The sequence below is a fragment of the Chthoniobacterales bacterium genome, assembly GCA_035274845.1.
Classification (GTDB): Bacteria; Verrucomicrobiota; Verrucomicrobiia; order Chthoniobacterales; family UBA10450; genus AV80.
Window position 1 is genome coordinate 302,541 of sequence record DATENU010000024.1, and the last position, 24,432, is coordinate 326,972.

Annotated in this window: 22 protein-coding genes; 6 read left to right on the forward strand and 16 right to left on the reverse strand. The window is 59.8% G+C overall.

Annotated features, from left to right (window positions below):
* Nucleotide 1: 1 nt before the first annotated feature.
* From murC to VJU77_19305, 12 genes are all read right to left on the reverse strand, one after another.
* Complete coding sequence (murC, locus tag VJU77_19250; GenBank protein HKP05495.1) at nucleotides 2-2,299, reverse strand: UDP-N-acetylmuramate--L-alanine ligase; 2,298 nt, start codon at nucleotides 2,297-2,299, stop codon at nucleotides 2-4.
* Nucleotides 2,283-3,386: an undecaprenyldiphospho-muramoylpentapeptide beta-N-acetylglucosaminyltransferase gene (gene murG, locus VJU77_19255; protein HKP05496.1), complete on the reverse strand. Its 1,104-nt coding sequence runs from the start codon at nucleotides 3,384-3,386 to the stop codon at nucleotides 2,283-2,285. The genes murC and murG overlap by 17 nt, the downstream gene beginning before the upstream one ends.
* A 94-nt stretch (nucleotides 3,387-3,480) precedes the next feature.
* A complete protein-coding gene (ftsW, locus tag VJU77_19260; protein ID HKP05497.1) occupies nucleotides 3,481-4,623 on the reverse strand; it encodes a putative lipid II flippase FtsW in 1,143 nt (380 codons plus the stop codon).
* A 101-nt stretch (nucleotides 4,624-4,724) separates the two neighbouring features.
* Nucleotides 4,725-5,282 carry a LysM peptidoglycan-binding domain-containing protein gene (locus VJU77_19265; protein HKP05498.1) on the reverse strand — a complete coding sequence of 186 codons (558 nt, stop codon included), beginning with the start codon at nucleotides 5,280-5,282 and terminating at the stop codon, nucleotides 4,725-4,727.
* Nucleotides 5,283-5,286: 4 nt separating this feature from the next.
* Nucleotides 5,287-6,612 (reverse strand): UDP-N-acetylmuramoyl-L-alanine--D-glutamate ligase, encoded by a 1,326-nt coding sequence (murD, locus tag VJU77_19270; GenBank protein HKP05499.1) that lies wholly within the window; start codon nucleotides 6,610-6,612, stop codon nucleotides 5,287-5,289.
* Between the two features lie 3 nt (nucleotides 6,613-6,615).
* Nucleotides 6,616-7,716 carry a phospho-N-acetylmuramoyl-pentapeptide-transferase gene (gene mraY, locus VJU77_19275; GenBank protein HKP05500.1) on the reverse strand — a complete coding sequence of 367 codons (1,101 nt, stop codon included), beginning with the start codon at nucleotides 7,714-7,716 and terminating at the stop codon, nucleotides 6,616-6,618.
* Nucleotides 7,713-9,107, reverse strand: coding sequence for a UDP-N-acetylmuramoyl-tripeptide--D-alanyl-D-alanine ligase (murF, locus tag VJU77_19280; GenBank protein HKP05501.1), 1,395 nt, complete (start codon nucleotides 9,105-9,107; stop codon nucleotides 7,713-7,715). Before murF ends, mraY begins: the two co-directional genes overlap by 4 nt.
* A gap of 2 nt (nucleotides 9,108-9,109) precedes the next feature.
* On the reverse strand, nucleotides 9,110-10,588 hold the full coding sequence (locus tag VJU77_19285; protein ID HKP05502.1) for a UDP-N-acetylmuramoyl-L-alanyl-D-glutamate--2,6-diaminopimelate ligase: 1,479 nt from the start codon (nucleotides 10,586-10,588) through the stop codon (nucleotides 9,110-9,112).
* Between the two features lie 28 nt (nucleotides 10,589-10,616).
* Nucleotides 10,617-12,377: a penicillin-binding protein 2 gene (locus VJU77_19290; protein HKP05503.1), complete on the reverse strand. Its 1,761-nt coding sequence runs from the start codon at nucleotides 12,375-12,377 to the stop codon at nucleotides 10,617-10,619.
* Nucleotides 12,374-12,742: a hypothetical protein gene (locus VJU77_19295; protein HKP05504.1), complete on the reverse strand. Its 369-nt coding sequence runs from the start codon at nucleotides 12,740-12,742 to the stop codon at nucleotides 12,374-12,376. The genes VJU77_19290 and VJU77_19295 overlap by 4 nt, the downstream gene beginning before the upstream one ends.
* Nucleotides 12,742-13,740: a 16S rRNA (cytosine(1402)-N(4))-methyltransferase RsmH gene (gene rsmH / locus VJU77_19300; protein HKP05505.1), complete on the reverse strand. Its 999-nt coding sequence runs from the start codon at nucleotides 13,738-13,740 to the stop codon at nucleotides 12,742-12,744. The genes VJU77_19295 and rsmH overlap by 1 nt, the downstream gene beginning before the upstream one ends.
* A gap of 15 nt (nucleotides 13,741-13,755) precedes the next feature.
* On the reverse strand, nucleotides 13,756-14,211 hold the full coding sequence (locus VJU77_19305) for a hypothetical protein (protein ID HKP05506.1): 456 nt from the start codon (nucleotides 14,209-14,211) through the stop codon (nucleotides 13,756-13,758).
* 122 nt (nucleotides 14,212-14,333) lie between these two features.
* On the opposite strand from VJU77_19305, the gene VJU77_19310 reads away from it, so the two are divergent.
* From VJU77_19310 to fabF, 6 genes are all read left to right on the forward strand, one after another.
* Nucleotides 14,334-14,837: a hypothetical protein gene (locus tag VJU77_19310; protein ID HKP05507.1), complete on the forward strand. Its 504-nt coding sequence runs from the start codon at nucleotides 14,334-14,336 to the stop codon at nucleotides 14,835-14,837.
* A 68-nt stretch (nucleotides 14,838-14,905) separates the two neighbouring features.
* Entirely contained in the window at nucleotides 14,906-15,568 is a 663-nt protein-coding gene (locus VJU77_19315) for a MotA/TolQ/ExbB proton channel family protein (GenBank protein ID HKP05508.1), read from the forward strand.
* Between the two features lie 28 nt (nucleotides 15,569-15,596).
* Nucleotides 15,597-16,001, forward strand: a complete 405-nt coding sequence (locus tag VJU77_19320; protein ID HKP05509.1) for a biopolymer transporter ExbD — start codon at nucleotides 15,597-15,599, stop codon at nucleotides 15,999-16,001.
* A complete protein-coding gene (locus tag VJU77_19325) occupies nucleotides 15,998-16,783 on the forward strand; it encodes a hypothetical protein (protein HKP05510.1) in 786 nt (261 codons plus the stop codon). Before VJU77_19320 ends, VJU77_19325 begins: the two co-directional genes overlap by 4 nt.
* A 244-nt stretch (nucleotides 16,784-17,027) precedes the next feature.
* Nucleotides 17,028-18,200, forward strand: a complete 1,173-nt coding sequence (locus VJU77_19330) for a GuaB3 family IMP dehydrogenase-related protein (GenBank protein HKP05511.1) — start codon at nucleotides 17,028-17,030, stop codon at nucleotides 18,198-18,200.
* A gap of 6 nt (nucleotides 18,201-18,206) precedes the next feature.
* Nucleotides 18,207-19,457, forward strand: a complete 1,251-nt coding sequence (gene fabF, locus VJU77_19335; protein HKP05512.1) for a beta-ketoacyl-ACP synthase II — start codon at nucleotides 18,207-18,209, stop codon at nucleotides 19,455-19,457.
* 18 nt (nucleotides 19,458-19,475) lie between these two features.
* Here fabF and VJU77_19340 read toward each other — a convergent pair whose 3' ends face one another.
* Genes VJU77_19340 through VJU77_19355 form a run of 4 tightly spaced genes read right to left on the reverse strand, consistent with a single transcriptional unit; the run spans nucleotide 19,476 to nucleotide 24,432 of the window.
* Entirely contained in the window at nucleotides 19,476-19,943 is a 468-nt protein-coding gene (locus VJU77_19340) for a roadblock/LC7 domain-containing protein (protein HKP05513.1), read from the reverse strand.
* Nucleotides 19,940-20,608, reverse strand: a complete 669-nt coding sequence (locus VJU77_19345; GenBank protein ID HKP05514.1) for a GTPase domain-containing protein — start codon at nucleotides 20,606-20,608, stop codon at nucleotides 19,940-19,942. Before VJU77_19345 ends, VJU77_19340 begins: the two co-directional genes overlap by 4 nt.
* A gap of 10 nt (nucleotides 20,609-20,618) precedes the next feature.
* On the reverse strand, nucleotides 20,619-22,703 hold the full coding sequence (locus VJU77_19350) for a roadblock/LC7 domain-containing protein (protein ID HKP05515.1): 2,085 nt from the start codon (nucleotides 22,701-22,703) through the stop codon (nucleotides 20,619-20,621).
* Between the two features lie 7 nt (nucleotides 22,704-22,710).
* Nucleotides 22,711-24,432, reverse strand: coding sequence for an ATPase, T2SS/T4P/T4SS family (locus tag VJU77_19355; protein HKP05516.1), 1,722 nt, complete (start codon nucleotides 24,430-24,432; stop codon nucleotides 22,711-22,713).

Here is a 24,432-nt window from a genome sequence, read left to right on the forward strand (position 1 = left end):
TTCACGCGTCTTCCCCCACGATTTGCACTTCGGTCTCCAGCTCGACGCCCCGCTTCTGCCGAGCCACTGCCTGGATTTTCGAAATTAACTCGAGAACCTCGTCCGCCGTCGCACCGCCATCGTTGACGATGAAGTTGCCGTGAACTTCAGAAACGCGAGCCTTCCCTACGCTTGTGTTCTTCAAGCCAAGCTCGTCGACCAGTTTGCCGGCCGGGATCGTGGCCGGATTTTTGAAAATGCACCCGGCGCTTTTCGCGGCCGGCTGTGATGTCCGGCGTTTCTCCTGCGATTCGTCCAGTTTGCGCTCGATTTCTTCTGCTGGGGCCGGCGTCCCTTTGAAGACGGCCGCGACCGCGTAATTCCTTTCCAGCGATCGAACATGCCGATAATGCACATCCATTTCCGCCGGCGTTTTCTCATGGGCATTGCCTTCTTCGTCGAGATAGCGCACTCGCACCACCCTCTCGAACGTTTGGGAACCCATTGCGCCGGCGTTCATCCGCAGCGCGCCGCCGATCGCTCCCGGAATTCCTTCCATCCATTCCAGGCCGCCGAGTCCGGCCGCTTTCCCGGCATAAGCGATTTGTTTCAGCTTCGCTCCGACTCCCGCGCTGATTTCGTTGCCGGCCACTTCGATCCTGTCGAATTCGCCGCCGCACGGGTGAACGACCACGCCGCGGATCCCTCCGTCGCGCACCAACAGGTTTGATCCGCGACCAATGACAAACAGCGGCAGATTTTCCCGGCGGCAATGGCGAATCAGATCGGCCAACGCCGCTTCCGTTCGCGGCTCGACCCAAAATTGCGCGGGACCGCCGACCCGCAGCGTGGTGTGTTTCGCGAGCGGCTCGTAAAGACGGACGTCGCCTTCCTCCCCGACAATTGCCTTGAGCCGTTCCGCGATCACAAGGTCCGCCGCGAGAAGGGAAAGCTGCTCGTGAATATTCCCCGCGCCCATGCTCAGGACCAGGTCGCCCGCCGCGATCATGTTTCCGACGACCCAATGGAGCCGGTCCAGCCGAGGCTGATAAATTACGCCGCGATGTCCGTGGGCGCTGATTTCGTCCGCGATGGTTTGGCCGCTGATTCCCGGGAGCGGGGTTTCGCTCGCCGCGTAGACGTCGGCCACGACCACCTGGTCCGCCTGATCGAAAGCCCCGCCAAATTCCCGGCGCAAGGCCTTGGTCCGGGAGAAACGGTGGGGTTGAAACATGGTCAGGACGCGATTGCGACCGGCCGATTTCGCCGTGGCCAGGGTCGCGGAAATTTCCGTGGGATGATGCGCGTAATCGTCCACGAGCAAAAAGCGATCGCTCTGGTATTTGATCTCGAAGCGCCGGCGAGCGTGCTGAAAATGGCCCAGCGACGTGGCCACTTTCGGGAACGGAATTCCAACCTCGGTCGCCAGGGCGATGACGCCGAGCGCATTGCTCACATTGTGACGCCCCGGAACGTTCAGGACCGCTTCGCCCAGTTTTTCGCCGCGACGCACGACAGAAAATACCGACGCGAAATTCTTCAGGTCGACGTCCGTCGCCCGGTAATCCGCCTGCGCGGAAAATCCGAAGGAGATGGATCGCGGCCGCGCGCCACAAATTCGGGCCGCGTGGGGATCGTCCGCACAATAAAAGACCGAGCCGCTGGTTTGATCGAGCAATTGCCCGAAGACGGCTTCGATCGCCGCGAGGTCTTGATAGAAATCGAGATGCTCTTCTTCGATGTTCAGGACGAGGGTGTGCTCCGGTTTGAAGTAACGAATGGTGCCGTCGCTCTCGTCCCCTTCCGCGACGAAGTATTCGCCGCGCGAATCCCAGTGCGCGTTCGAACCGAGAAGCGGAATCTCCGCGCCCACATAATGCGACGGATGCAGGCCGCCTTCCCGCAGAACGTGCGCCGCCATCGCAGAAGTCGTCGTCTTGCCGTGCATGCCAACGACGACGATGCCGCGCTTTCCGGCCATGATCGCAGCCAGCGCCTCGGCCCGGCGCACGAGCGGCTGTCCCACGGCCGCAGCCGCCGCGCGGATCGGGTTCGATTCCCGGATGGCGGACGAATAAATCACCAGATCGGCTTCCTTCGCGTCTTCCGCCCGGTGTTCCGCCCGGAAATGCAGACCCAGCCGCTGCAAGCGATCAACTTCCCACGACTTCACCTTATCCGAGCCGCTCACCTCGTGACCCAGCTCGAGCAACAGCGCCGCAATCCCGCTCATGCCGCTCCCCGCGACACCAATCAGGTGGATGCGGTGGCGCTCACGCGTCAGCACTTGCGGAAGATCGATGTCAGAGGCGAGCATCATGGTTCGGTTGCGTATACCTTTCCATCGTTTCGACCACGAGCGCGGCTGCGTTTTTCGGCGCGAGACGCGCGGAATTCTCCGCCATGCGCCGCAGCAGGTTTGGATGCTCGATGAATTCCCGGATCTTATGCGCCAGAGCTTCGGCGGTCAGTTCGGACTCCTTAAGGAGGATCGCCGCTCCGGCGTGCGTGAAAATTTCCGCGTTCTTTGTCTGGTGATCCTCGGCCGCGTAGGGAAATGGAATCAGGATCGATGGGAGCGAGAACGCGGCGAGCTCAGACAGACTGGCCGCGCCCGATCGGCCGAGGGCGAAATCCGCGGCACTGTAAACTTCCTCCATGGAATGATGGAACGGCGCCACATGCGCCGGGATCTTTTCCCGCAAATAATTGTCGGCCACGAGGCGCTCTTCGCGCAGGCCGGAAAGATGGATCATCTGGATCGGCACATCGTGGAGGGAAGGGAGCGTTTTGATGACAGCCTGGTTGATTCCGCTGGCGCCCTGGCTTCCTCCCATAACCAGGAGAGTGATCAGGTCCTCGCGCAACCCGAGGCGCTCCCGCGCAAGCTTTCGATCCATGGGCTGAAGTTCCTTGCGAATCGGAGTGCCGGTTACTTCGGTGCGGGCGCTGGGGAAGAATGGCGCGCATTCCTTGAACCCAAGGAGAACGGCACGCACCATTCGGGCCGTAAGACGGTTGGCTTTCCCCGGGATCGCGTTCGATTCGTGAATGAACGTCGGAATGCCGCGCATTTTTCCCGCGAGCACGGGCGCGGTGGAAGTAAATCCACCCATGCCGAGGATGGCGTGCGGTTTGAACTTCCGATAAATGCCGCGGCAGAGTCTAAGGCTTTCGGCAAAACGCCGGGCGAACCCCAGAATCGCGGGAGAAAAGGGCGACGGCAGACCTACTGTGGGCAGCTTGTGAACGCGGAACTCGGGCCGGCCGGAGAGCGCCAGGGAATCGATCTCTTTTTCCGAAACGAAAAGCATGACTTCGTGCCCGCGCGCGCGCAGCACTTCCGCGACAGCCAGGCCCGGGAACAAATGGCCGCCGGTGCCGCCACATGCGATGACCGTGTTCATGGCGTGATTGCAGATTGCAGATTGTAGATCGCAGATTGAAAACGGCAGCCGGTCGCAACCAATCTGCAATCTGCAATCTGCAATCTGAAATCTGTCATATCCGCGGCGTCGTTCGCGCGCGGATGACCGCGCTTTTTTTCTTCGCCGGCTCCAGCACGCCTTGCCGATAAATGTTTAACAACAGGCCCACGCCAAACAGACATGCCGCCAGGTTCGACCCGCCATAGCTCACAAATGGCAGCGGCAAGCCTTTGTTGGGCAGAAGCGACGTCGTCACCCCGATATTAACCGCGGCTTGCAGTCCGAGAAGCGAGACGACGCCGCAGCCCAGGAGCAAGCCAAACCGGTCCTTGGCGTGGAGCGCGATCATCATTCCACAGACGATGATCACGACGAACAGGAAGACGACGAGCAGGCTCATGCGCAGGCCCAGCTCTTCGCCAATCATCGGAAAGATAAAATCCGTGTGCGCGTAAGGCAGGTAGAGCATTTTTTGCCGGCCGTTCCCGAGGCCGAGCCCCTCCATTCCGCCGCTCCCCCAGGCAATGAGCGCCTGCATTTGCTGCAACCCCGCGTCATCCTTGAAGCGCTCGGGATCCATGAAGGCAGCCAGCCGGCCCATCCGTTCGGACATGTGGGTGGCGACAAAAAGAATTCCCCCAAGGCCACACAATGAGAGCAAACCGAGCAACGCCGGATGGGTGCCCGCGACAAACATGATGACAAACATCGTGGCCCCGATCAGCGCCGTCGTGCCGAGGTCAACTTCCATCACGATGAGAAGCAGCGCGCTCGAAACAATGGCGAAAGGGACCAGAAAACCCTGGACGACCCGTCCACTCTCTTTTTCCCGGTTCGCGAACCAGGCCGCGAGAAAAAAGACCACGGCGATCTTGGCAATCTCGGAAGGCTGAAAGGTGGCCGGCCCAAGCGCGACCCAGCGGCGCGAGCCGTTGATTCGCATGCCGAAATGCGGGACGAAACAGAACGCCAGCGTAACCAGCGCGAGCCCGAACCAAATCCACCAGGTCCGGAGCCAGAAATGATAATCGACCAGGGCGGCGGCAGCGCAGACCACAAATCCCACGCCCAGCCAGACCGCCTGGCGTTTTACAAAAAAATACATGTCGCCGTGGCTATCCCGGGCAAAAGCGCTCGTGCTGAAAAGCATGACGATGCCGATGACCAGCATTCCCAGCACGGCCAGGAATAAAAAATAAGCGCTTTTGCGATGCATCTAGTTGCGCGGCGGCGGCGGCACCCGTGGACAAAAGTCCTCCCTTTCCCTGCCAGAATCCTTCGACGCAACGAGCGCCTTCATTTTCGCTCGGAGTTTCATTATTCGGCTTTCTTTGATTTCTTCGGCTTCTCTGGGATCACGAGTTTCTGGCCAATCTTCAATTTGTGGGCGTCCTCGATCTTGTTCGCCACGAGCAATTGGTTGGAGGTGATCTTAAATTTCTTCGCGATGGAGACCGGCGTGTCTCCTTTCGCCACGACATAAGTCTTCTTCGCGCTCTCGGCCTTCGGCGTGTTTTCGGCGACTGGTTTTAACGGGATCGCTTTCCGCTCTTCCTTCACCACGGCCTTCGGCGATTCGTCTTTCGTCTTCGTAGTAGTCTCCGGAGCTGAAACCGCCGGCACGGCTGGTTTCTGTGCGACCACCTTTGCCGTCGCCACCGGAGGCACGTCGCTTTGCCGGCTTTTGATGGTGTTGAAAGCAATGATGCCGGCCACGGCCACCACATGAAGAACGAGCACGATCAGCAACGCGCGCGACAGCTTCATGTTCGGCTCGGACATCTCTTCGTAGTCCATTTCGTCCGGGCCGCCGAGCGATCGGCGCGCGGCCGTGGCACGCAAGGTTTTACGAGTAAGAAGACTGGGTAGTTTCATGGTTTTACTTGGGCAACGCGTGCACGAGGGCACGAAATTGATCGCCGCGATCGGCGTAACTCTTGAACATGTCGAACGAGGAGGTGCCGGGAGAAAAGAGAACGACCTCGCCAGGTTTGGCCAGGGCGTGAGCGCGCTCGACCGCGTCCGCGAGCGAATTCGCGATCTCGCAGGGCACCGTGTCCTTCCAGTCCTGGCAGATTCGCGTCGCCATCTCGCCGATCAGAATAACGGCGCGCGCTTTTTCCGAGACCAGCGGCCGGAGGGTTTCGAAGGTGAATCCCTTGTCTTTTCCACCCGCGATCATGATGACTTTGCGGCTTTGCGCGAGTAGCGCCTTTTCCACCGCGGCCAGGTTCGTCGCCTTGGAATCGTTTATGTAGGCGACGCCGCTGATTTCACGGACGAACTCGCATCGGTGCGGGCGCGGCTCGTAGGCCCAGAGGGGCGGCAGCATTTGCTCGAACGACAAACCACGGGCTAAACCCGCGGCCAGGGTCGCCATCAGATTCTCGATGTTGTGCGAGCCACGCAGTTTTGTGTCGACCATGCGCAGGACCGGAGCGTTTCGGTAAAGGATTGAACCGCCTTCGAGCCGGAAATCTGCGCCATCTGCATAGGCACTAAACGTCACCGTGCGGGCCGCGATCTTTGGCAACGTCTCGGCCCCATTGATCACCGCGACGTCATCCGCGGTTTGGTTGTCGAAAATTCGCAGCTTGGCGGCTCGATATTCCGCGACCGATTTGTAACGGTCGAGATGATCGGGCGCGAAATTCAGCCAGATGCTGATGGAAGGCCGAAACGTGCTGATGGTTTCGAGCTGAAAGGAGCTTACCTCGACGGTGAGCACATCCAGGTCGCGATCTTCGAGCGCCACTTCACAAAGCGGTTTGCCGATGTTGCCACAGGCGATCGTGCGCTGGCCGCACGCGTTCAACATCTGGGCGAGTAATTCCGTAGTGGTGGTCTTCCCGTTCGTCCCCGTGATGGCGATCACCGGGAGATCGACTGAGCGCCAGCCCAATTCGAGCTCGCCGATCATTTCGATTTGCCGGGACGAAAAATTTTTCGCGAGCGGCGAATCCGGATCGATCCCGGGACTCAGGACGACAAGATCGCAGGGTGACGAGTTTGTTTCGGCGGGCGGGCCGCACTGCACCGTCACTCCTTTGGCGCGCAGGTTTTCGATCGTCGATTTCAGCAGGGTTTCTTCGGCGGCGCTGTCCAGGACAGTAACGGACGCGCCTTCACTTCGCAGAAGCAGCGCGGCCGCCGTGCCGCTCAGGCCCGCTCCCAAAACCACCGCCTTTTTGCCCTGGTACTTCACAATTTATCTCAGCTTCAACGTGGCTAAACCAAGGAGCGCGAAAATGGCCGACAAGATCCAGAAACGGACGATGACGGTGTTCTCTTTCCAGCCTCGCAATTCGAAATGATGATGAATCGGCGACATCGCGAAGAGGCGTTTGCCGGTCAGCCGGAAGCTGAGCACCTGCAAAATCACCGAGGCCGCTTCGAGAACAAAGACTCCGCCCACGACGGCGAGAAGCAGCTCCTGCTTACAGCAAATGGCGATGACCCCGATCACTCCGCCAATCGCGAGCGCGCCGGTGTCGCCCATAAACATTTTCGCGGGATGGCAATTAAACCAGAGGAAACCGAGACCCGCTCCGACCAGCGCCGAGCAGACCACCGCGAGTTCGCCGGTGTAGGGATAGAATGGGACCTGGAGATATTCCGCGATGCGAAAATTTCCCGCGGCATAGGAAAGCAGGGCGTAGGCAAAAGCGACCGTGATCGTGCAGCCGATGGCAAGACCGTCCAAGCCATCGGTCAGGTTGACGGCATTGGACGAACCCGTGATGACAAACGCGAAGAAGAGCAGCGTCAACCAGCCCATGTCCGGCACGACCGGGATCTTGAAGAACGGGAGATAAAGCGACCGCGCCTGCACTTCGATCAGCGGATTGGTCAGGAAAACAGCCGTGACAATTCCGGCCAGGCCAAGCTGGAAAACCAATTTCAGGCGGCCGCTGATTCCGTCCGATTTCTTCTTGGTGACCTTCAAATAATCATCCACGAAACCAAGCGCGCCGAGATAGACCATGCTGAAGAGGGCGAGCCAGACAAACGGGTTGTCCGGCCGCGCCCACATCACACTCGAGAGAAGAACCGCACCGATAACGAGAACGCCGCCCATCGTGGGCACCCCCTGTTTGGCGCTGTGCAATTCCGCCAGGCGATGCACTTCATCCGCGGTCCGAATTGGCTGGCCGACCTTGAGCGCAATCAGTTTTCGAATGACGAAATTGCCAAACGCCAGCGAAAGCACAAAGGCGGTGACCGCCGCCGCGACGGCGCGAAAGGTCACGTAGCTAAAGACGTTGAAGCCTTTGACCTGCTCGCTCAGGAGATGGAGGTAATACATCATGGCGTGACTCCCGCCGTTGACCTGCGTTTTCCGAACGCTTCCAGCACTCGCTCCATCCGGGCCGAACGACTTCCCTTCACCAGAATCAAATCGCCGGCGGCCGCGTTTTCTCCCAGGAGATCGGCCGCAGCCTGCGGTGAATCGACCGCACTGCTTTCGCCCAGGCCCGCGCTTTGGGCAGCCTGGGCAATGATCGCCCCCGCGGCTCCGACTGCGATTAACCTGTCGACGCCGAGCGCGGCCGCGGCTTCGCCGACTTCGCGATGGCCCCGCTCCGATTCGTCGCCCAGCTCGCCCATCTCTCCGAGCACAGCGATCCGGCGCCCATCCGCCTCGAGTTCGATGAGGGTCCGCAAGGCCGCTTTCATCGAATCGGGGTTGGCGTTGTAACTGTCGTCAATGAATTGGATCCCGCTGATCTCCCTGATCTGGAGCCGCGCTTTGGTGAGTGGAGTCGACGCGAGGCCAACCGCGCATTCTTCGAGCGAGAGTCCAAAGGCGCGCCCGGCAGCGATGGCGAGCATGGCATTTTGCACCATGTGCATGCCGGGCACCGGCAATTGAGCGCGGCAGCGGTGCGCTTCTTCCAGAATCGTGAATTCGCTTCCGGTCGGGCTTTGGCTGATGTCAGTCGCTCGAACGGACCCCTTCTCAATGCCGGCCAGAACAGTCCGAGCTCGAGTCCGCTGGGCGATCTGTTCGCTGAACGCATCGTCGGCGTTCAGAATTACCAGCCCATCCGCGCCAATTGCCTCGGCCAGCGATCCTTTCTCGGCAGCGATCGCTTCGCGGCTCCCCATGAATTCGATGTGGGCGAGACCGACATTGGTGATGATTGCCACGTCCGGCGCCGCCAGTTTCGCCAGGGCCGCAATCTCCCCGGGATGATTCATTCCGATTTCCCAGACGGCGATCGCGTCCTCGCGCATGGCCGCCAGCATGGTTTGCGGAAGACCAACGTGATTGTTGAAATTCCCTTCAGTTTTTGTGACGCGAAATCTTCTCGCCAGGGTGGCGGCTACAAAATCTTTCGTACTGGTTTTGCCGTTGCTGCCGGTGATCGCGATCACCTTCAAGGAGAGGGACTGCCGATAATTTGCGGCCAGGTTTTGATAGCCAACAAGAGTGTCCGGCACGCGAATGAGCGCGAATCCTGCCGGCACTTCGCCTTTCCAATTCTCTTCGACCATCGCACCCACCGCGCCTCGTTCCACGGCTTGCGAGACGAATCGGTGACCATCGAAGTTCTCTCCGCGCAACGGGACAAAAAGGTCGCCCGGCTGCAAGGTTCGCGAGTCGGTGCTGACCCTCGTGACGACGGCGTCGGCGTTCCCCGCGGCGAAGGAGCCACCGGCGAACTTGGCGATCTGGCCTAACGAAAGAGGATCCATGATCAGAAGGTGAGTGGATGGTTATCCAGGGCCTGGCGGGCCACCTGGATGTCGTCAAAAGGAATGGTGTGGTCCGAGAACTCCTGGTACGCCTCGTGCCCTTTGCCCGCGATCAGGACGATGTCGCGTGGTTGGGCGAGCTCGATCGCGCGCGCGATGGCCCTGGCGCGATCCGGAACCTTCTCGTAATTGCCCGAGCGGAATCCCTTTTCGGCGTCGGCGATGATCGCGTCCGGATCTTCTTTCCGGGGATTATCCGAGGTGATGATGCTGAAATCGGCGTTTTGATCCGCCACCCGGCCCATCAGCGGGCGCTTCTGTTTGTCGCGATCGCCGCCGCATCCGAAAACCAGAATAAGACGGCGGGGCGAGAGTTCTCGCAAAGTCTTGAGAACGTTGAGCAATGCGTCATCGGAGTGGGCGTAATCGACAAAAACCTGAAATTGTCGCTTGGCCGGAACGGCCTCGAGCCGCCCGGGCACCTGCGGGGAACGGCTCAGGCTCAGAATAGCGTCACGCAGGCTGAGACCGATGCTGCTCGCGGCGGCGAGCGCAGCCATCGAATTCGCCACGTTAAATCGGCCGATCAACGGCACGCGGACGAGATAACTCTTGCCCCGCGCGTCGAGCTGATAAGAAGTGCCCGCAAACTCCGCATGATAATTGGAGGCGCGAAAATCGGCGCGAGGACTCATGCCGTAGGTGATAACGGGAGTCAGTTTCTGGAGCCGGTCGGCCAATTGGGCGCCGTAGCGATCGTCGATATTCACGATCGCGGGCGCCTTCGTTTTGGCCTGCTGTTCCGCGAGTCCGGTGAAGAGCTTCGTCTTCGCCTCGAAATAATTTTCCATCGTCCCGTGAAAATCGAGATGGTCCTGGGTCAGGTTCGTGAAGACCGCCACGTCCCATTCCAGGCCGCGAACCCGGTCCTGCGCGATGGCGTGCGATGAAACTTCCATCGCGGCCGCTTTGCAGCCCGCGTTCACCATCTGCGCGAGCAGTTCCTGAACATCGAGCGATTCAGGAGTCGTGCGCACGGCCGGCAAAACGCGCTCGCCAATTTCATAACGAACCGTGCCAATCAGGCCGCAGCGCAGGCCCGCTTTTTCGAAGATGTGTTTGAGCAGGAAAGTGGTCGTCGTTTTTCCATTGGTGCCGGTCACGGCCGCGAGTTTGAGCCGGCGCGCAGGGTTATCGTAGAAAGCGGCGCCGAGATCGGCGAGCGCCTGCCGCGTGTTCTCGACCACCACGCAGGTGGCATGCGCGTGTTCCACCTCCTGCTCCGTGACAATCACGGATGCGCCCTTTTCGATTGCTTGCTCGATGAATTGATGGCCATCGCTTTTTTCGCCGCGCAATGCGACGAAAAGCCCATCCCTTTGCACACGCCGCGAGTCATACGCGACGCTTTCCACGACGCGATCAAGCGGGCCGATGATTTGGCGGGGGGAAATGGCGGCGACGAGAGTTTTGAGCTGCATGCGAAGTGGTTAAACGGGCGCAGCGCGCTCAACGGTGGGACGCATTGGTTAAGGCCACTCGGTCCGCGCCGGTCTTTCCGACATCTTCGTGCGGTTCAAGATCGAGATAGCGCGCGGCCTTCTCCGCGATCCGCGCAAAGATGGGGGCCGCAACCAGCCCACCGTAATTCAATTCCGGATTGGTGGTGTGCGCGTCATCCAGGACCACCAGGCCGACGAATTCCGGATGCTCGGAAGGCAGATAACCGGAAAATGAAACCACATATTTCCCATGCTCGTATCCCCCCTTGGGGTCCACCTTCTGCGCCGTGCCGGTTTTCCCGGAGATGCTGAACCCGGGGACCGCCGCCGCCGCCGCTGTTCCGCGATCGCTCACCACCCCGCGCAACGCGTTCCCCACCTGCGCCGCCGTTTCCGGCGAAATGACCTGCCGCAATACGACCGGCGAAAACACGCTGACCGTCTTCCCCTCTTCGGTGGTGATCGATTTCACGATCCGCGGCGTCACGAGCTTGCCACCATTAGCGATCGTCGCCATCGCCACCGTCATCTGTAACGGAGTGACGCCCACTTCATGGCCCATCGGAATTCGGGTAATGGAAATTTTGCTCCACGATTGAGGCGGCCGAATCACTCCCGGGATTTCACCGGGCAGCTCGATACCGGTGCGATCGCCAAACCCGAACCGGCGAATGTATTCGTAAAACTTTTGTTCGCCGACAGAGAGCGCCAGCTTGGCCGCCCCGATGTTGCTCGATTTGACCAGGATGTCCTGCACGGTCAGATCGGCGTAAGCCTTGTGATCGTGCAACGGGCGGCCGCCGAAATTCCAAATGCCGTTTTCGCAAAAGATGGTCGTATCGGGCCGGACTTTGTGTTCGTTCAAGGCGGTCGCAGCCGTGACGATCTTGAACGTTGAGCCCGGCTCCATCATGTCGATGATGGCCCGGTTTTTCATCTGCTCCGGCTTCGCCTCGGAGCGCTGGTTGAGGTCGAAGTTGGGCCGGTTGGCCATGGCGAGGATTTCGCCGGTCTGCGGACGCATGAGAATGATGGTCGCTTTCTGCGGCGTGTATTCGCGCATGGCGGCGTCGATTTCATTCTCGACGATATTTTGCAGGTTCAGATCGATGGTCAGGTGAACCTGATAGCCGTTGCGAGGCGTGCGCTCCTGGCCACGATAGAGCACGATCTCCTGGCCGGCGCGGTTGTGTTCGATGTAACGGTAGCCGTCCTGGCCGTGCAGGTATTCTTCCATCGAAGATTCCACTCCCTGGATGCCGTGATGTTCGAAATCCGTGAAGCCGATTACGTGACACAACATCGAGCCGTTCGGATAAATGCGGGTGGAATCCCGTTCGAAGTAAATGCCCCGCAAATTCTGGGCGCGCAGTTTTTCCCGCAAGGCGGTGGCCACCGCTATGGGAACCTCGCGTTTCAGCACAATGTAACGCCGCTCGCCCTCGAGTTTTTCCGCAAGCTCGCCCGCGGGAATCTCCAGCGCGTCGCGCAGCAAAGGAATAGTCGCCTCACGATTATTCAGGTGCGTCGCGTCGGCCACCACGGTTTCGACCGGCGTGTTGTGGGCGAGGACTTCGTTGTTGGCGTCGAGGATCGATCCGCGCTCCGCGAAGATGGGCTGTTTGTAGACGTGCTTCTCAGCGGCAAGCCCGGCGTACTCGTCGTGCTTGATCATCTGCAGGTAAATCAGCCGGAACGAAAACGCGCTGAACAAGGCCGTGAATGCGAGGCAAACCAGCGCGCAACGAATCCGGCTGTTCCACTTCATCTGCCGGCACGTTTGTTCGCGACCGGCTGGACCGCGTCTTCCGGATGCACCCGCGCGGGCGTGCTCAAGCGCACGATGTTCTGCTCCGCGATCGGAATCATTTTCAAATAGCCCTCCTTGAGCCGGCGCTGCATCGCCGAGCGTGAGGTCAAAGCCGCGATCTGCACGCCGGCGACATCATTTTGCGAGCGCAGACTCGTCAGTTCGTTTTCGAGAGCCTTTTTCTTGTCGCCCTGATGATAGAGCTGAAGAGTGAGGTAGACGTAAATCAGTCCGGTCAGCGCGAGGAATGCGGTGATCACAATCCAGCGCGCCAGGGAAGCCGCGTTTACGGAATTGAAACTTTTACGGCGCGAGGCGTGCATTAGATTTTTTCGGCGACCCGGAGCTTGGCGCTGCGCGAACGCGGGTTGACGCGCTGTTCGTTTTCGCCGGGTTCGATTGGTTTCGAGGTGATCAAACGAAGAGTAAAATCAGGATTGCGCTGCGGCTCCGGCCACTCCGGGCGGTCCAGCCATTCGCGGCTTCGATCGCGAAAGAAATTCTTCACGATCCGGTCTTCCAAAGAATGGAAGGTGATCACGGCGATACGAGCGCCCGGCTCGAGTCGTTTCGTGAGTGTTCGTAGGCCCTCTTCCAGGGCCCCGAGCTCGTCGTTGACTTCCATTCGCAGCGCCTGAAAAACCTGGGTCGCGGGATGGCGCCGTCCGTGCCGCCACACAATCTTCTCGATCGCCTTGGCCAGTTGCATGGTGTCCTGGAACGGGGTTGCCTTGCGCAGCTTCACCAGCTGACTGGCGATGCGGCGCGCCGCGGGCTCTTCTCCCAGCTCGCGAAAAAGCCGGGTCAAATCTTCTTCGGAATAGGCGTTGACGACTGTGGCGGCGGTCAACTCGCGGCGTGGGTCCATCCGCATGTCGAGCGGCCCCTGGCGCAGGACACTGAAGCCACGGCTCGCATTTTCCAACTGCCGGGAGGAGACGCCGAGATCGAGTAACGCTCCGCCGATTCCCACGATGCCGAGTTCGTCGAGAACATTCCCGGCATCCCGGAAATTAGCCTGTCGCAGGGTAACCCGGCCACCGAACTGGCCCAGTTTTTCGGCGGCGAATTCGATCGCGTCCGGATCCTGGTCGAGCGCCAGGACGTCCGCGCCCGTCCGCAAAATCTCGGCGCTGTGTCCGCCTCCGCCACAGGTCGCATCCACGACGAGCGCGCCAGGGCGCGGCGCGAGCAGCTCGACCGCTTCGCGCATGAGCACCGGACGGTGATAAGTGAAATCCTCCATTTCCTGCGCCTCCTCCACCTCCAGCGGACCGGTCGCGAACCAGACGGGCCGCTCGAACAACAATGCGTTAATCATTTTACGGCTAAGCCCCTAGAGCCCGATCACGTTGGCGACATGTTGATACGTCGCGGTTTCCTCCTCGTGAGCGCGCTTCCATTTCTCCAAATTCCAAATCTCGAAACGGCCTCTGTTGCCGACGAGAGCCACCTCGCCCTTCAAACCCAGCTGGCGGCAAATGTCCTCCGGGAGGATCAGGCGACCCTGCTTATCGGGAGTGCCATGTTCGGCACGGGAATGGAGCTGACGCAAAAACGCCCGGCGATCGCGGGCCGAAAACGTAGTGTTCGCTTCAGCCTGCGCGCTCATGCTGGCGAACTCCTCTTCCGACATGACGAGAAGAAAGGGATCCTGGGGATGCGGCAGGAGAATGAACTCTTCGCCCTTACCCCGGCGCCAGCGAAATGGGATGGTGACCCGGTTTTTCTCGTCCAGAGAATGGCGGAACTCGCCGGCGAAGAATTTTTGGGGTTGAGAGTCGTTTTCCATACGCCAGCGGACAAGAGTGCCATTTCAATCCACTTCCCCCCACTTCTAACCACCTTCCGTACCAGGGGTCAATAAAAAATAACGCCCGTTTGCGCCCTTTTTTCCCCTCGGTAGGCTCTCCCATGTTGCCTTGGTCGGTCGCCGCCGGATGGGCCGTCGCGTGGCTGGCCCTGGCCCCCCTCGCTCAAGGCCAGGAAACGAGCCCGTCGGCTGACGCAGTCCGCGTCACCGTTTCCCTCAATGCCGACGGTTCGCGGACGGTTTACGAATTCGATTCCCTGCACCACAAGGCGACCGCCACCACCACCGGAAAGGATGGCAAAATGATGGGGAGAATCCGGTACGTGCTCGACGATGCGGGGCGTTTTGCCAGTGGAGAGGTTTATGGGCCCGACGACCAGTTTCGCTTCCGGACTCTCTACAAATACGACGCGGCAGGCAAGATCCTGCAGGAAACCCAGCTCGGAGAAGGCGACGCGGTGCGGAACAAGATTGTTTACGCTTACGACAAGCTTGGAAGACAGACCGGCTACACGGTTTACGACGCCGCCGGGAAAGTGGCTCGGAAGGTGCCGCCCGGGCCGCCGCCGAAGCCGACGCCACCGAGCAAAAGGGCCGCTAAATAGGAGCGCTTCCGGCGAGGCGCCATGCTTCCCGGCTTGCCACAACCACCAAAGCCAGCTAAGAAAATCCGATGATCGACTACATCCAGAAGGGCGGTCTGTTGATGTGGCCAATCCTCTTCTGCAGTGTGATTGCCATCGCCGTCTTTGCCGAGCGGCTCTTTTATTTCCATCGCGCCACCATTCACGTGGGCGAATTCCTTCAAGGCCTTTCCAACCTCCTCCAGCGCCGCAATTATGCCGAAGCTCTCCATGAGTCCGCCGGCACTCCGGGACCGGTGGCGCGTGTTATTCACGCCGCGATTATCCGACACGATGCGCCGCGGACGGAGCTTCGTGAAATCGTCCAGGAAGCCGGACAACTTGAAGTGCCGAAACTGGAACGTTTTCTCGGAGTCCTCGCGACCCTTGCTTATGTCGCGCCGTTACTGGGGCTGCTTGGGACAGTGTCTGGGATGATCGACGCATTCGGCACGCTTTCGTCGAATGGCGGCTACGCCACCGTCACGGAATTATCCAACGGTGTTTATAAGAGCCTCCTCACCACTGCGGCGGGATTGGTCGTCGCCACGCCCACGTTCGTCGCTTACAGCTACCTTTCTTCCCGCGTAAACTCCCTGATGCATGAAATGGAGCGCGCCGGGATCGAAGTGGTCCATATGTTGACGGACCGAGAGCCGCGGAGCGACATCATCAGCTTCCAGGCGCCCGTGGAAGAACGGGAAGCGCGCTAGTTATCATCGGCCGGCAGGCCGTAACGGCATGAAGCTTTCCCGGACGAAGGAATATCATTTCGGCTGGCTCGCGGCCGTCCCGCTGCTGGACGTGACCTTCCTCCTGATTTTCTTTTTGGTCCTCAGCTCGAATTTCATCCTTCAGCCGGGGATTTCTGTCTCCGTGCCGTTGTCCCGTTTTACCCTCGGTCCGCAAATCAATCCGCAGGTGATCAGCATCACCGGCGGAGCGGCGCCCGCCATCTATTTCCGCGATCAAAAAGTGGCGCTCGACCAACTCGGTCCATTGCTCGACGCGGCGAAAAAGGAGGGTCGCCCCATTATCATCAAGGCCGATCGACTGACGCCTTATGCACTTGTGGTTGAGGTGACGAATCTGTCGCTCGAGCATGGCATCACTTCGGTTGCCTTGGCGACAACGCTTCCCAAATGAATTCCCCGCAGGCTTCCGCCAACGATCTCATTTTTGGGTGGGACACGCCGGCCCGAAGCAAAAGGACGATAGCTGGATTCCTTCTCGCCTCGCTCGCAGTTCACGCTTTGGGGTTTTACCTTTTTCAGATCCTCTATCCCCCGGCGGTGGCGCTGTTGCCTCCGCCTGGACGCGTCAGTTTGATTGCACCGAACTCGGATGAAGGCCGTCTCCTGCTTCGTTGGCTTGATGCCGAAGATCCCGCCCTCGCTTCCACCACTCAGCCGCCGGTCGAAGGAAAATCACTGGTCATGCCCACGATTCAGCACGCGCCCTCATACCTCGGTCGCCAGTCCCCTCTCGTGGAACTGCCACCGGCTCCCCCGGCGGTCCGCGTCCCGAGCGCCCGCCCCCCTGCTCCCGTCGAACGCGTGGCACCGCGTCCTCAACCTCTGACGAAAGTCGCCCCTACCGTGGTTCGGTTCTCCGCCGAGTTCGACAGGCTCGGGCCGCCCCAAAGTCCCGATTTCAAATTCCAGACGCTGAGTCACGAGTCGCCGCAAGCCGCGCACTTCCGAGTGGCGATCGATAAAAAAGGAAATGTCTCTTACTGCTTTCTGCAGGATTCGTCCGGAGACGCGACTCTCGATGCGCAGGCGCGATCTTACCTTATGCTTTGCCGCTTCCCTTCCGCGCCTGGCGCCTCCGCCCCCGCCGATTTCACCTGGGGCATGGCGACCGTCGAATGGGGCAACGACATCGTCTCGTCCTCTTCGCCCACCCCGGGAAATAACGCGCCGTGATTCGGGTCAGCCTCTCTGCCCTGGTCACGATCTATTTGCTTGTTTTTCTTGCGGCGGTTTTTCTGCTCTGGATAGTAGGTGAGTGGAATCGTCGCCGTCGCGAACGTCGCGCTTTGCGCTATCGACTGCGGTGCGTGATTTGCGCGTTTGAATTTGAAGATCGAACGCCCGCTTTGCTTCCGCGCTGTCCACGGTGCGGAAGCTTGAACGAACGTTTTAAACCGGAACAAATTTAATCATGGGAATGTGGATTGGCCGTAATCGTAAAGCTCGCGTGACCTACGGTTTCGACGAGATCGCCCTCGTGCCGGGCCGGGTCACAATTAATCCGAACGAAGTCGACATCGCCTGGCAATTGCCGCGGCGCGATGCCGAACCGCTGAAATTCAAAATCCCGATCCTGGCCAGCGCCATGGACGGCGTGGTCGATGTCCGGTTCGCCATTGAGATGAGCAAGCTCGGCGGCCTGGCGGTCCTGAATCTCGAGGGCGTCCAGACTCGCTACAAAAACCCACAGGAAGTCCTGCAAAAAATCGTCGAAGCCGACAAGGCGGAGATCACTCACCTGCTCCAAAAAATTTACCAGGAACCGGTCCAGGAAGATCTGATCGCTGCTCGCATTCGCCAGATCAAAGACAGCGGCGCCATCGCCGCCGTGAGCTCGATCCCGCAACGGGCGGCGGAATTTGGCCGGATTGCGCAGGAAGCGGGCGCCGACGTTTTCGTGGTGCAGAGCACTGTCTCGACCGTGCGCCACATCTCGTCAGAGTATAAATCGCTCGATCTCGAAAAATTCTGCCGGGAGATGCGCACTCCGGTTATTGTCGGCAACACGGTCGGCTACGACGTGACTTTCGAGATCATGCAATGCGGTCCGGCCGCGGTGCTCATTGGCGTCGGGCCGGGCGCAGCCTGCACGTCACGCGGCGTGCTTGGTTTGGGCGTGCCGCAGGTGACGGCGACGGTCGATTGCGCCGCCGCGCGTGACGCTTATTTCAAGAAAACCTCCCGTTATGTTCCGATCCTGACCGACGGGGGCATGAGCAAGGGTGGCGACGTTTGCAAAGCGCTGGCCTGCGGCGCGGACGCCGTCATGGTAGGCAGCGCGTTTGCGAAAGCACATGAAGCGCCCGGCTGCGGCTACCATTGGGGAATGGCAACCCCGCACGCGAATTTACCGCGAGGCACTCGCATCAAAGTCGGCGCGACCGGCTCCCTCAAACAAATCCTGTTCGGTCCGGCCGAGGTGGATGACGGAAGCCAGAACCTCGTGGGAGCGATCACAACCTGCATGGGCAACGTGGGCGCGCGGGACATTACCGAGTTTCAACAAACCGAAATCATCATCGCTCCATCGATCAAGACGGAAGGAAAACTATTCCAGACCGTCCAGAGCGTGGGCATGGGAACGCGTTAACATTCCATGATCTCGGACCGGAGAGTTGTCATCACTGGCATGGGCGTGGTTACGCCCGTGGGGAACGATCTGGAAACGTTCTGGCGCCATCTCAAGGAGGGCGTCAGCGGCATCGGCAAAATTCAGGCGTTCGATGTCAGCGGGTACGATTGCCAGATCGCGGGCGAGGTTCGGGATTTCGATCCAAAAAACTATTTCGCCAATCCGAAGGAAGTTCGCCGCACTGACCGTTACACGCACCTGGCCATGGCCGCGGCAAAGATGGCGAAGGATGACAGCGGGATCGACCTGGAGAGAGTGGACCGCCTCCGCTTTGGCGCGATCGTGAGCAGCGGAATCGGCGGCCTGAAGACGCTCGAAGACCAGCACTCGGCGCTCCTTAACAAGGGGCCGTCACGGGTCTCCGCCTTCACCATCCCAATGCTTATTAGCAACATGGCAAGCGGGCTGATTTCGATGGAATACGGATTGAAGGGACCGAATCTCTGCATCGTTACGGCCTGCGCGACCTCGAACAACGCCATTGGAGAATCCTGGCGCATGATCAAGTTTGGGGACGCGGACATCTTTCTGGCAGGTGGCGCGGAGGCATCGATCATCCCGATCGGGCTAGCGGGTTTCTCGGCGATGAAAGCGCTCAGCACGCGCAACCAGGAACCGGAGCGCGCCTCGCGCCCGTTCGACCGCGATCGCGACGGCTTCGTCATGGGCGAGGGCGCCGGCGTCGTGGTGGTCGAAGAACTCGAGCACGCGAAAGCGCGCGGAGCGAAAATTTATTGCGAGCTCACTGGTTACGGCCTGTCAGCCGACGCCTACCACATGACGGCGCCGCCGCCGGATGGCGAAGGCGCTGCCCGGGCGATGAAAATTGCGCTCGATCATGCCCGGACCAACGCCAGCCAGGTCGATTATGTGAATGCCCACGCCACCTCGACTGGACTCGGCGACATCTGTGAAACTCGCGCACTCAAGACGGTTTTCGGCGCAGACGCAAAGACGGTTTCGATTAGTTCGACCAAATCGATGACTGGCCACTTGTTAGGCGGGGCTGGCGCTGTTGAAATGGCAGCCTGCGCCCTGGCCATCCGCGATTCGGTTATTCCGCCGACGATTAACCTCGAGAATCCTGATCCCGAGTGCGACCTGGACTACACGCCCAATGTGGCGAAGGAAAAGAAGCTGCGCGTCGTGCTCAACAATTCCTTTGGGTTCGGCGGCCATAACGCCACGCTCGTCCTGTCGGAATTTACCGGGTAGATCTCCGGCCCGGGAAAATTACTGGTCGGCGAAAACAGGCGCCGCGGTGATGTCGGAAGCATCGAAAGAAAAGCCGTGGCCGTTTTTCGAGAGAGCCTTCAGTAAAGCCCCGACGTTCTGGGCTGCGCTGGCGGAATAAAATCGCACCAGTCCAACTGTCGTGCGCCGTCCGAAAACGGTGATCATGATCGTGTCGTCATCGACCGAGTTCATGAAAATGTGATTGCCGTTTCCCTGGTGATAAAGCGCGTTGAACTCCACTTCGCCAATCCGGCGGGCCAGTTCCTTCGTGGCGGCAAACGATCCGGCCGCAAGCGCGGCGATGATTGTGACGTCCATCACCGTCATGTCGCCAAACTGTGAGATGACGTTGCCCCCGCGGTCGATCACCACGGTCAGCTCCGCCTCGGCCTTTTGGAGAAAGTCTCCCAGCACCCCATCCAAATTCGCGACGTCGTCGATGGTCAGGCACGGGATCGCATTCATACCGCGGCCCCTTCCTTCTTCGGCATGGGCTCGACCGGGATCGCCACCGGCGCGGGCGCCGTCTTAGGCGCATCGCTCTGTTTGCTAAACTTGTGCAACAAAATCTGTGAGACCGCGTTGAGAGAAGCGAAAACGTTTTGCCCCGTGCTCGAAATAACTTCAAAGCTTTGAACCCGCTTCTTCCGATTGTTTAGGACGTATTCGAGATAATTGACCGGGGCGACATTTTCCAGGTCCCGTTTGTTGTATTGGAGGACGTAAGGAATTTCGTCGATCGAGATATTTTGCTTGGCCAGGTTATCCTCGAGGTTTTTGAAGCTCTCGACGTTTTCCTCCATCTTTTCCCATTGCGAATCGGCCACGAAAATAACGCCGTCGACGCTACGCAAAACGAGCTGCCGGGTGGCGTTGTAAATGACCTGACCCGGCACCGTATAAAGCTGGAACTTGGTCACGAATCCCTTGATCACGACTGCGTTCAAAGGCAGGAAATCGAAGAACAACGTGCGATCTGCCGCCGTTGCCAGGGACACGAGATCGCCTCGGTTCTCGGGATTAATGCGCTTGTGGATGTAACCGAGGTTCGTGGTCTTTCCGCACAGCGCCGGACCGTAATAAACGATCTTAAACTGAATCTCTCGGCTTGCGTAATTGATAATCGACATGGAGAAATCCTTAAACCGGGTGGGAATATTTTCGGGAAAGCTCGAGGACAACGCGGGAGAGTTTCTCGCGCGCCTCCGCCGGCAAATCGATCGTTGCATGGAGCGCGCCAAGGCAAAGGTTTTCGCGCATAAAAAATGTGACCGTGCCCTTGGTGCACGAGAGCGTCATGCTGCGGAGAGTCCCTAGCTTCGTATCCACCAGATGATTCTCGACGCGCTGCATTAGAGCAGGCGCCATCGCGCAAAGACCTTCCGCCTCCACGTCTGGAGGCAGGCTTCCCGCCAGACTGAGGCCGTCGCCAAAAGTAATCGCGCACGCCTTGACCCCGGCGATCTTGTTAACGTGATCCACCACCGACTTTCCGTCGAGCTTATCGTCGGTATCGAGCGCGACCTGCAGCGGTGAGCGCGGTGGCCGATCCAAAGCCTTTCCTTCCGGCAGCTCGATTGGCTCTGCTTCGACTACGGGCGCTACCGGTTCTACCGGCGCAGCCGGCGCTGGCTCTGGTTGAGCCGCCACCGGTTCAGGAGTAATTGCCGCAGGCTTGGCGACCGGCGTCGCGGGCACATTGAAACGTTTGGCGTCCTCCTCCGCCTTTGCGGAAAATGGCGTTGCGAAGTTTGCCCCCGCTTCCTGTTCCACCTGGTCGTCGCGCATCCGCAAAGTCGAGGTGGGCAGGTTTTTCAGGACTTCTCGCAACGGCAATGAAACATCGATGGGGGGATCGCCGGCCTGGAATTGGCTGCGAAACTGTGAGGGCAGACAGGTTTCGAAAACTTTCGCGGTTACGCTGATCCGGCCCGCGGCCAGTTGGGGCTCGATCAGGGCAAAGGGGATCTCGATGAGCTCGGCTTCCGGGACACTGCCGGTATCGCCGCTCCATTGCATCGGCGGCAGCTCCTGCACGATGGACTTGAGCGCCAGCTTGATTTTGACCTCTGCGGCAACAGCGGGTTTGGGATTGAGCGCAATCGGCGCGGGCGGCGGGACGGCGGCGACGGGCGCTGGGGTCTGCGGCTTATCCGTCGAAACCGCGAGAGTTTCCGCGGTCAGCCAAGGCTCAACTTTCGGCCGCGCGTCCTCCGACGGCGGCGTCATCTTGAACGGAATCCGAACCGGGGTCGGGGTCGGGGGCGTGGGTGAAGAAGTCGGAACGGACGGCCCGCTTGAGGCTGGAACACTCTCAGGTGCGGGCACGTCCGTTCCATTCGGTGAAAGTTTGAAAGGAATTCGGGCGGGTGATTGGGTGCGGTTATCTCGGGCCGGTTGTGCCGCCGGCATCTTAAATGTGGCATCGGTCACGGGCTCCGGCTCGGCAAAGGCGAATGCTTCCGCGGTAGCGGGTTCGACCCGAACTGGCGGGAGATCTCCCGTTTCGAGCGGCTCCATCGTTGTCCCGAAATGCTGGTTGTCCTCGAGCGTCACCTTCAGAAACGGCGTCTCCACTTGCGGAACCGCGCGGGCCCGCTCCTGATCGGCGCGAACCTGCAGGCTGCTGAATTGCTCCAGCACTTTATTGAACGGCAACTTCAGTTGGGAAGCGTCGGCGGGTTCGACCGTGCGGAGAAAAATCTCAGGCACCTGCTGATAAACGGTAGCGAGCGAAACCGCCGGTTTCCCGTTGGCCATTCCTCTTTCGACTTCAGATGCCTTCAGGAGAATTCGCCGCGTGAGATCGATGCTTTCCGCCGGTTTAACGTAACCGGCTGGCATTTCCGCGAGGACGTCGCCTAACTCCAGCGAGATCACGCGCTCAACGACCGGTTCCAGGGCGAGTGCCACGGCTGGCGGCAGGTCGCGCTGCACGACCGGCATGGAAGGAGGGGCAAAGGCGATCGTGCGGGGCGCCCCCGGCGGCGGCGCCACCATGGTAGCCGCCCCGTTAGTGCCCCCGAGGGCGGTCGAACGTGAGGCCATTTCAAACGGGTCCTGCGGCGCAATTGTGCGGGTGGCATTTGGCATGACCGTCTTGCTGAACCGCTCGCTGCTCGGTTTCTCGAGCGGCGGCAGCACAGGCTTTGGCGCTGCCGCGTTCTCTTTCGGGGCGGCGTCGGTCTTGCCTCGTTTGAAATAACTGAGAAAAGGAATCGTCATCGGTCGATTAGTGGTCCTCGGCCGTGACGCGCCAGATTTCCTCCAGCGTAGTTATGCCTTCGAGCGCCTTATCAATTCCCACCATTCGCAGCGTCCGCATTCCCTCGCTGATCGCCTGGTTTTTCACGACCGCGGAAGAAGCGCGCTTGATAATGAGACGGCGAATCGCCTCGCTCACCGGCAAGGCTTCGATGATCGCAACCCGGCCAAGATAACCGCGCCCCTTGCACCGATCGCAGCCGCTCCCGTGATAGAAGACCGCCCCTTCCGGCGCAGCCATTGAAAGCCGTTCGAAAATCTCCGGTTCAGGGACGAACTCCTCGCGGCAATTTGTGCAGATCCGCCGAACAAGTCGTTGCGCGCAGGCCATGATGACGGAGCTCGAGATCAGGAATGGCTCGATCCCCATGTCATCGAGACGGGTAATGGCGCCGGCGGCATCGTTCGTGTGCAGCGTGCTCAAGACCTGGTGGCCGGTCAGCGCCGCTTTCACCGCGATGTCAGCCGTTTCGTTATCGCGAATTTCACCGACCATCACGATGTCGGGGTCCTGGCGCAGGATCGAGCGCAGGGCCGAAGCAAAATCGAGCCCGATGTCGTTGCGCACCGACACCTGGTTAATGCCGGAGAGCTCGTATTCGATCGGGTCCTCGACCGTCACGATGTTGTACTGCGGATTGTTGAGTTCCTGCAGGACCGAATAAAGGGTCGTGGTTTTTCCGGATCCGGTGGGGCCGGTCACGAGGATCATTCCGTGCGGCGCGTCGATCGCCTTCTTGAATTTGTCGAGCGTGGATTCATCCATGCCCATCTGGTCGATGCTGCCGGTGAGGGCAGTCTTGTCGAGAATACGAATGACGATTTTTTCGCCGTACGCAGTTGGCAAAATCGAGACACGGAGATCGACCTCTTTCCCAAGAACCTTGATCCGAAAACGTCCGTCCTGCGGCACGCGGCGCTCGGCAATGTTCAGGCCGGCGAGAATTTTGATGCGCGAAGTGATTGCCAGCTGGAGCGCTTTCGGAGGCGACTCCGCTGCGATCAGTTCGCCGTCGATACGATAACGAAGTTTCAGCGTTCGCTGGAACGGCTCAATGTGGATGTCCGACGCCTTTTCCTTCACCGCCTGGACCAGGATCAGGTTGACGATCTTAATGACGGGAGCGTCCTCACTGTCGGTCGCCAGGCGGTCGAGATCGATCTCTTCATTCTTTTTCGCCTGAACTTCCACGTCGCTCGCAGCGGCCGCGTCTTCCGCGACCTGCTTGAGCATTTCGGCCATCTTCGCGCCGCCATGGTGAACACCCGCCAGGGCATCGTTCACGGATTTTTCCGTCGCGATCATCGGGACCACTTCGAGCTGGACCCGACGCTTCACGTCGTCGACCGCGAGGACGTTCGTCGGGTCGGCCATGGCGACGAAAAGCTTGCCGTTCAAGCGCGCGATTGGGATGAGTTTGTTCGCCTTCGCCATGTCGCGGGGCACGAGCGACATCACTTCCTCCGGCACCCGCAATTTCGACAGATTGATCAGCGGCGTATTCAGGCAACGGCCCATGCTGACCGTCATGTCCTGGTCGGTGACGAACTGTTTGTCCGTCAAAATTTTCAGGAGGCGTCCGCCCTCTTTTTGCTGAACGGCGGTCGCTTCCTCGAGTTGATTGGGCAGGAGGAGACCGTCCTCGATCAGGACATCGGCGATTCGTTCCGCGAAAGATTTGCTTCTCAT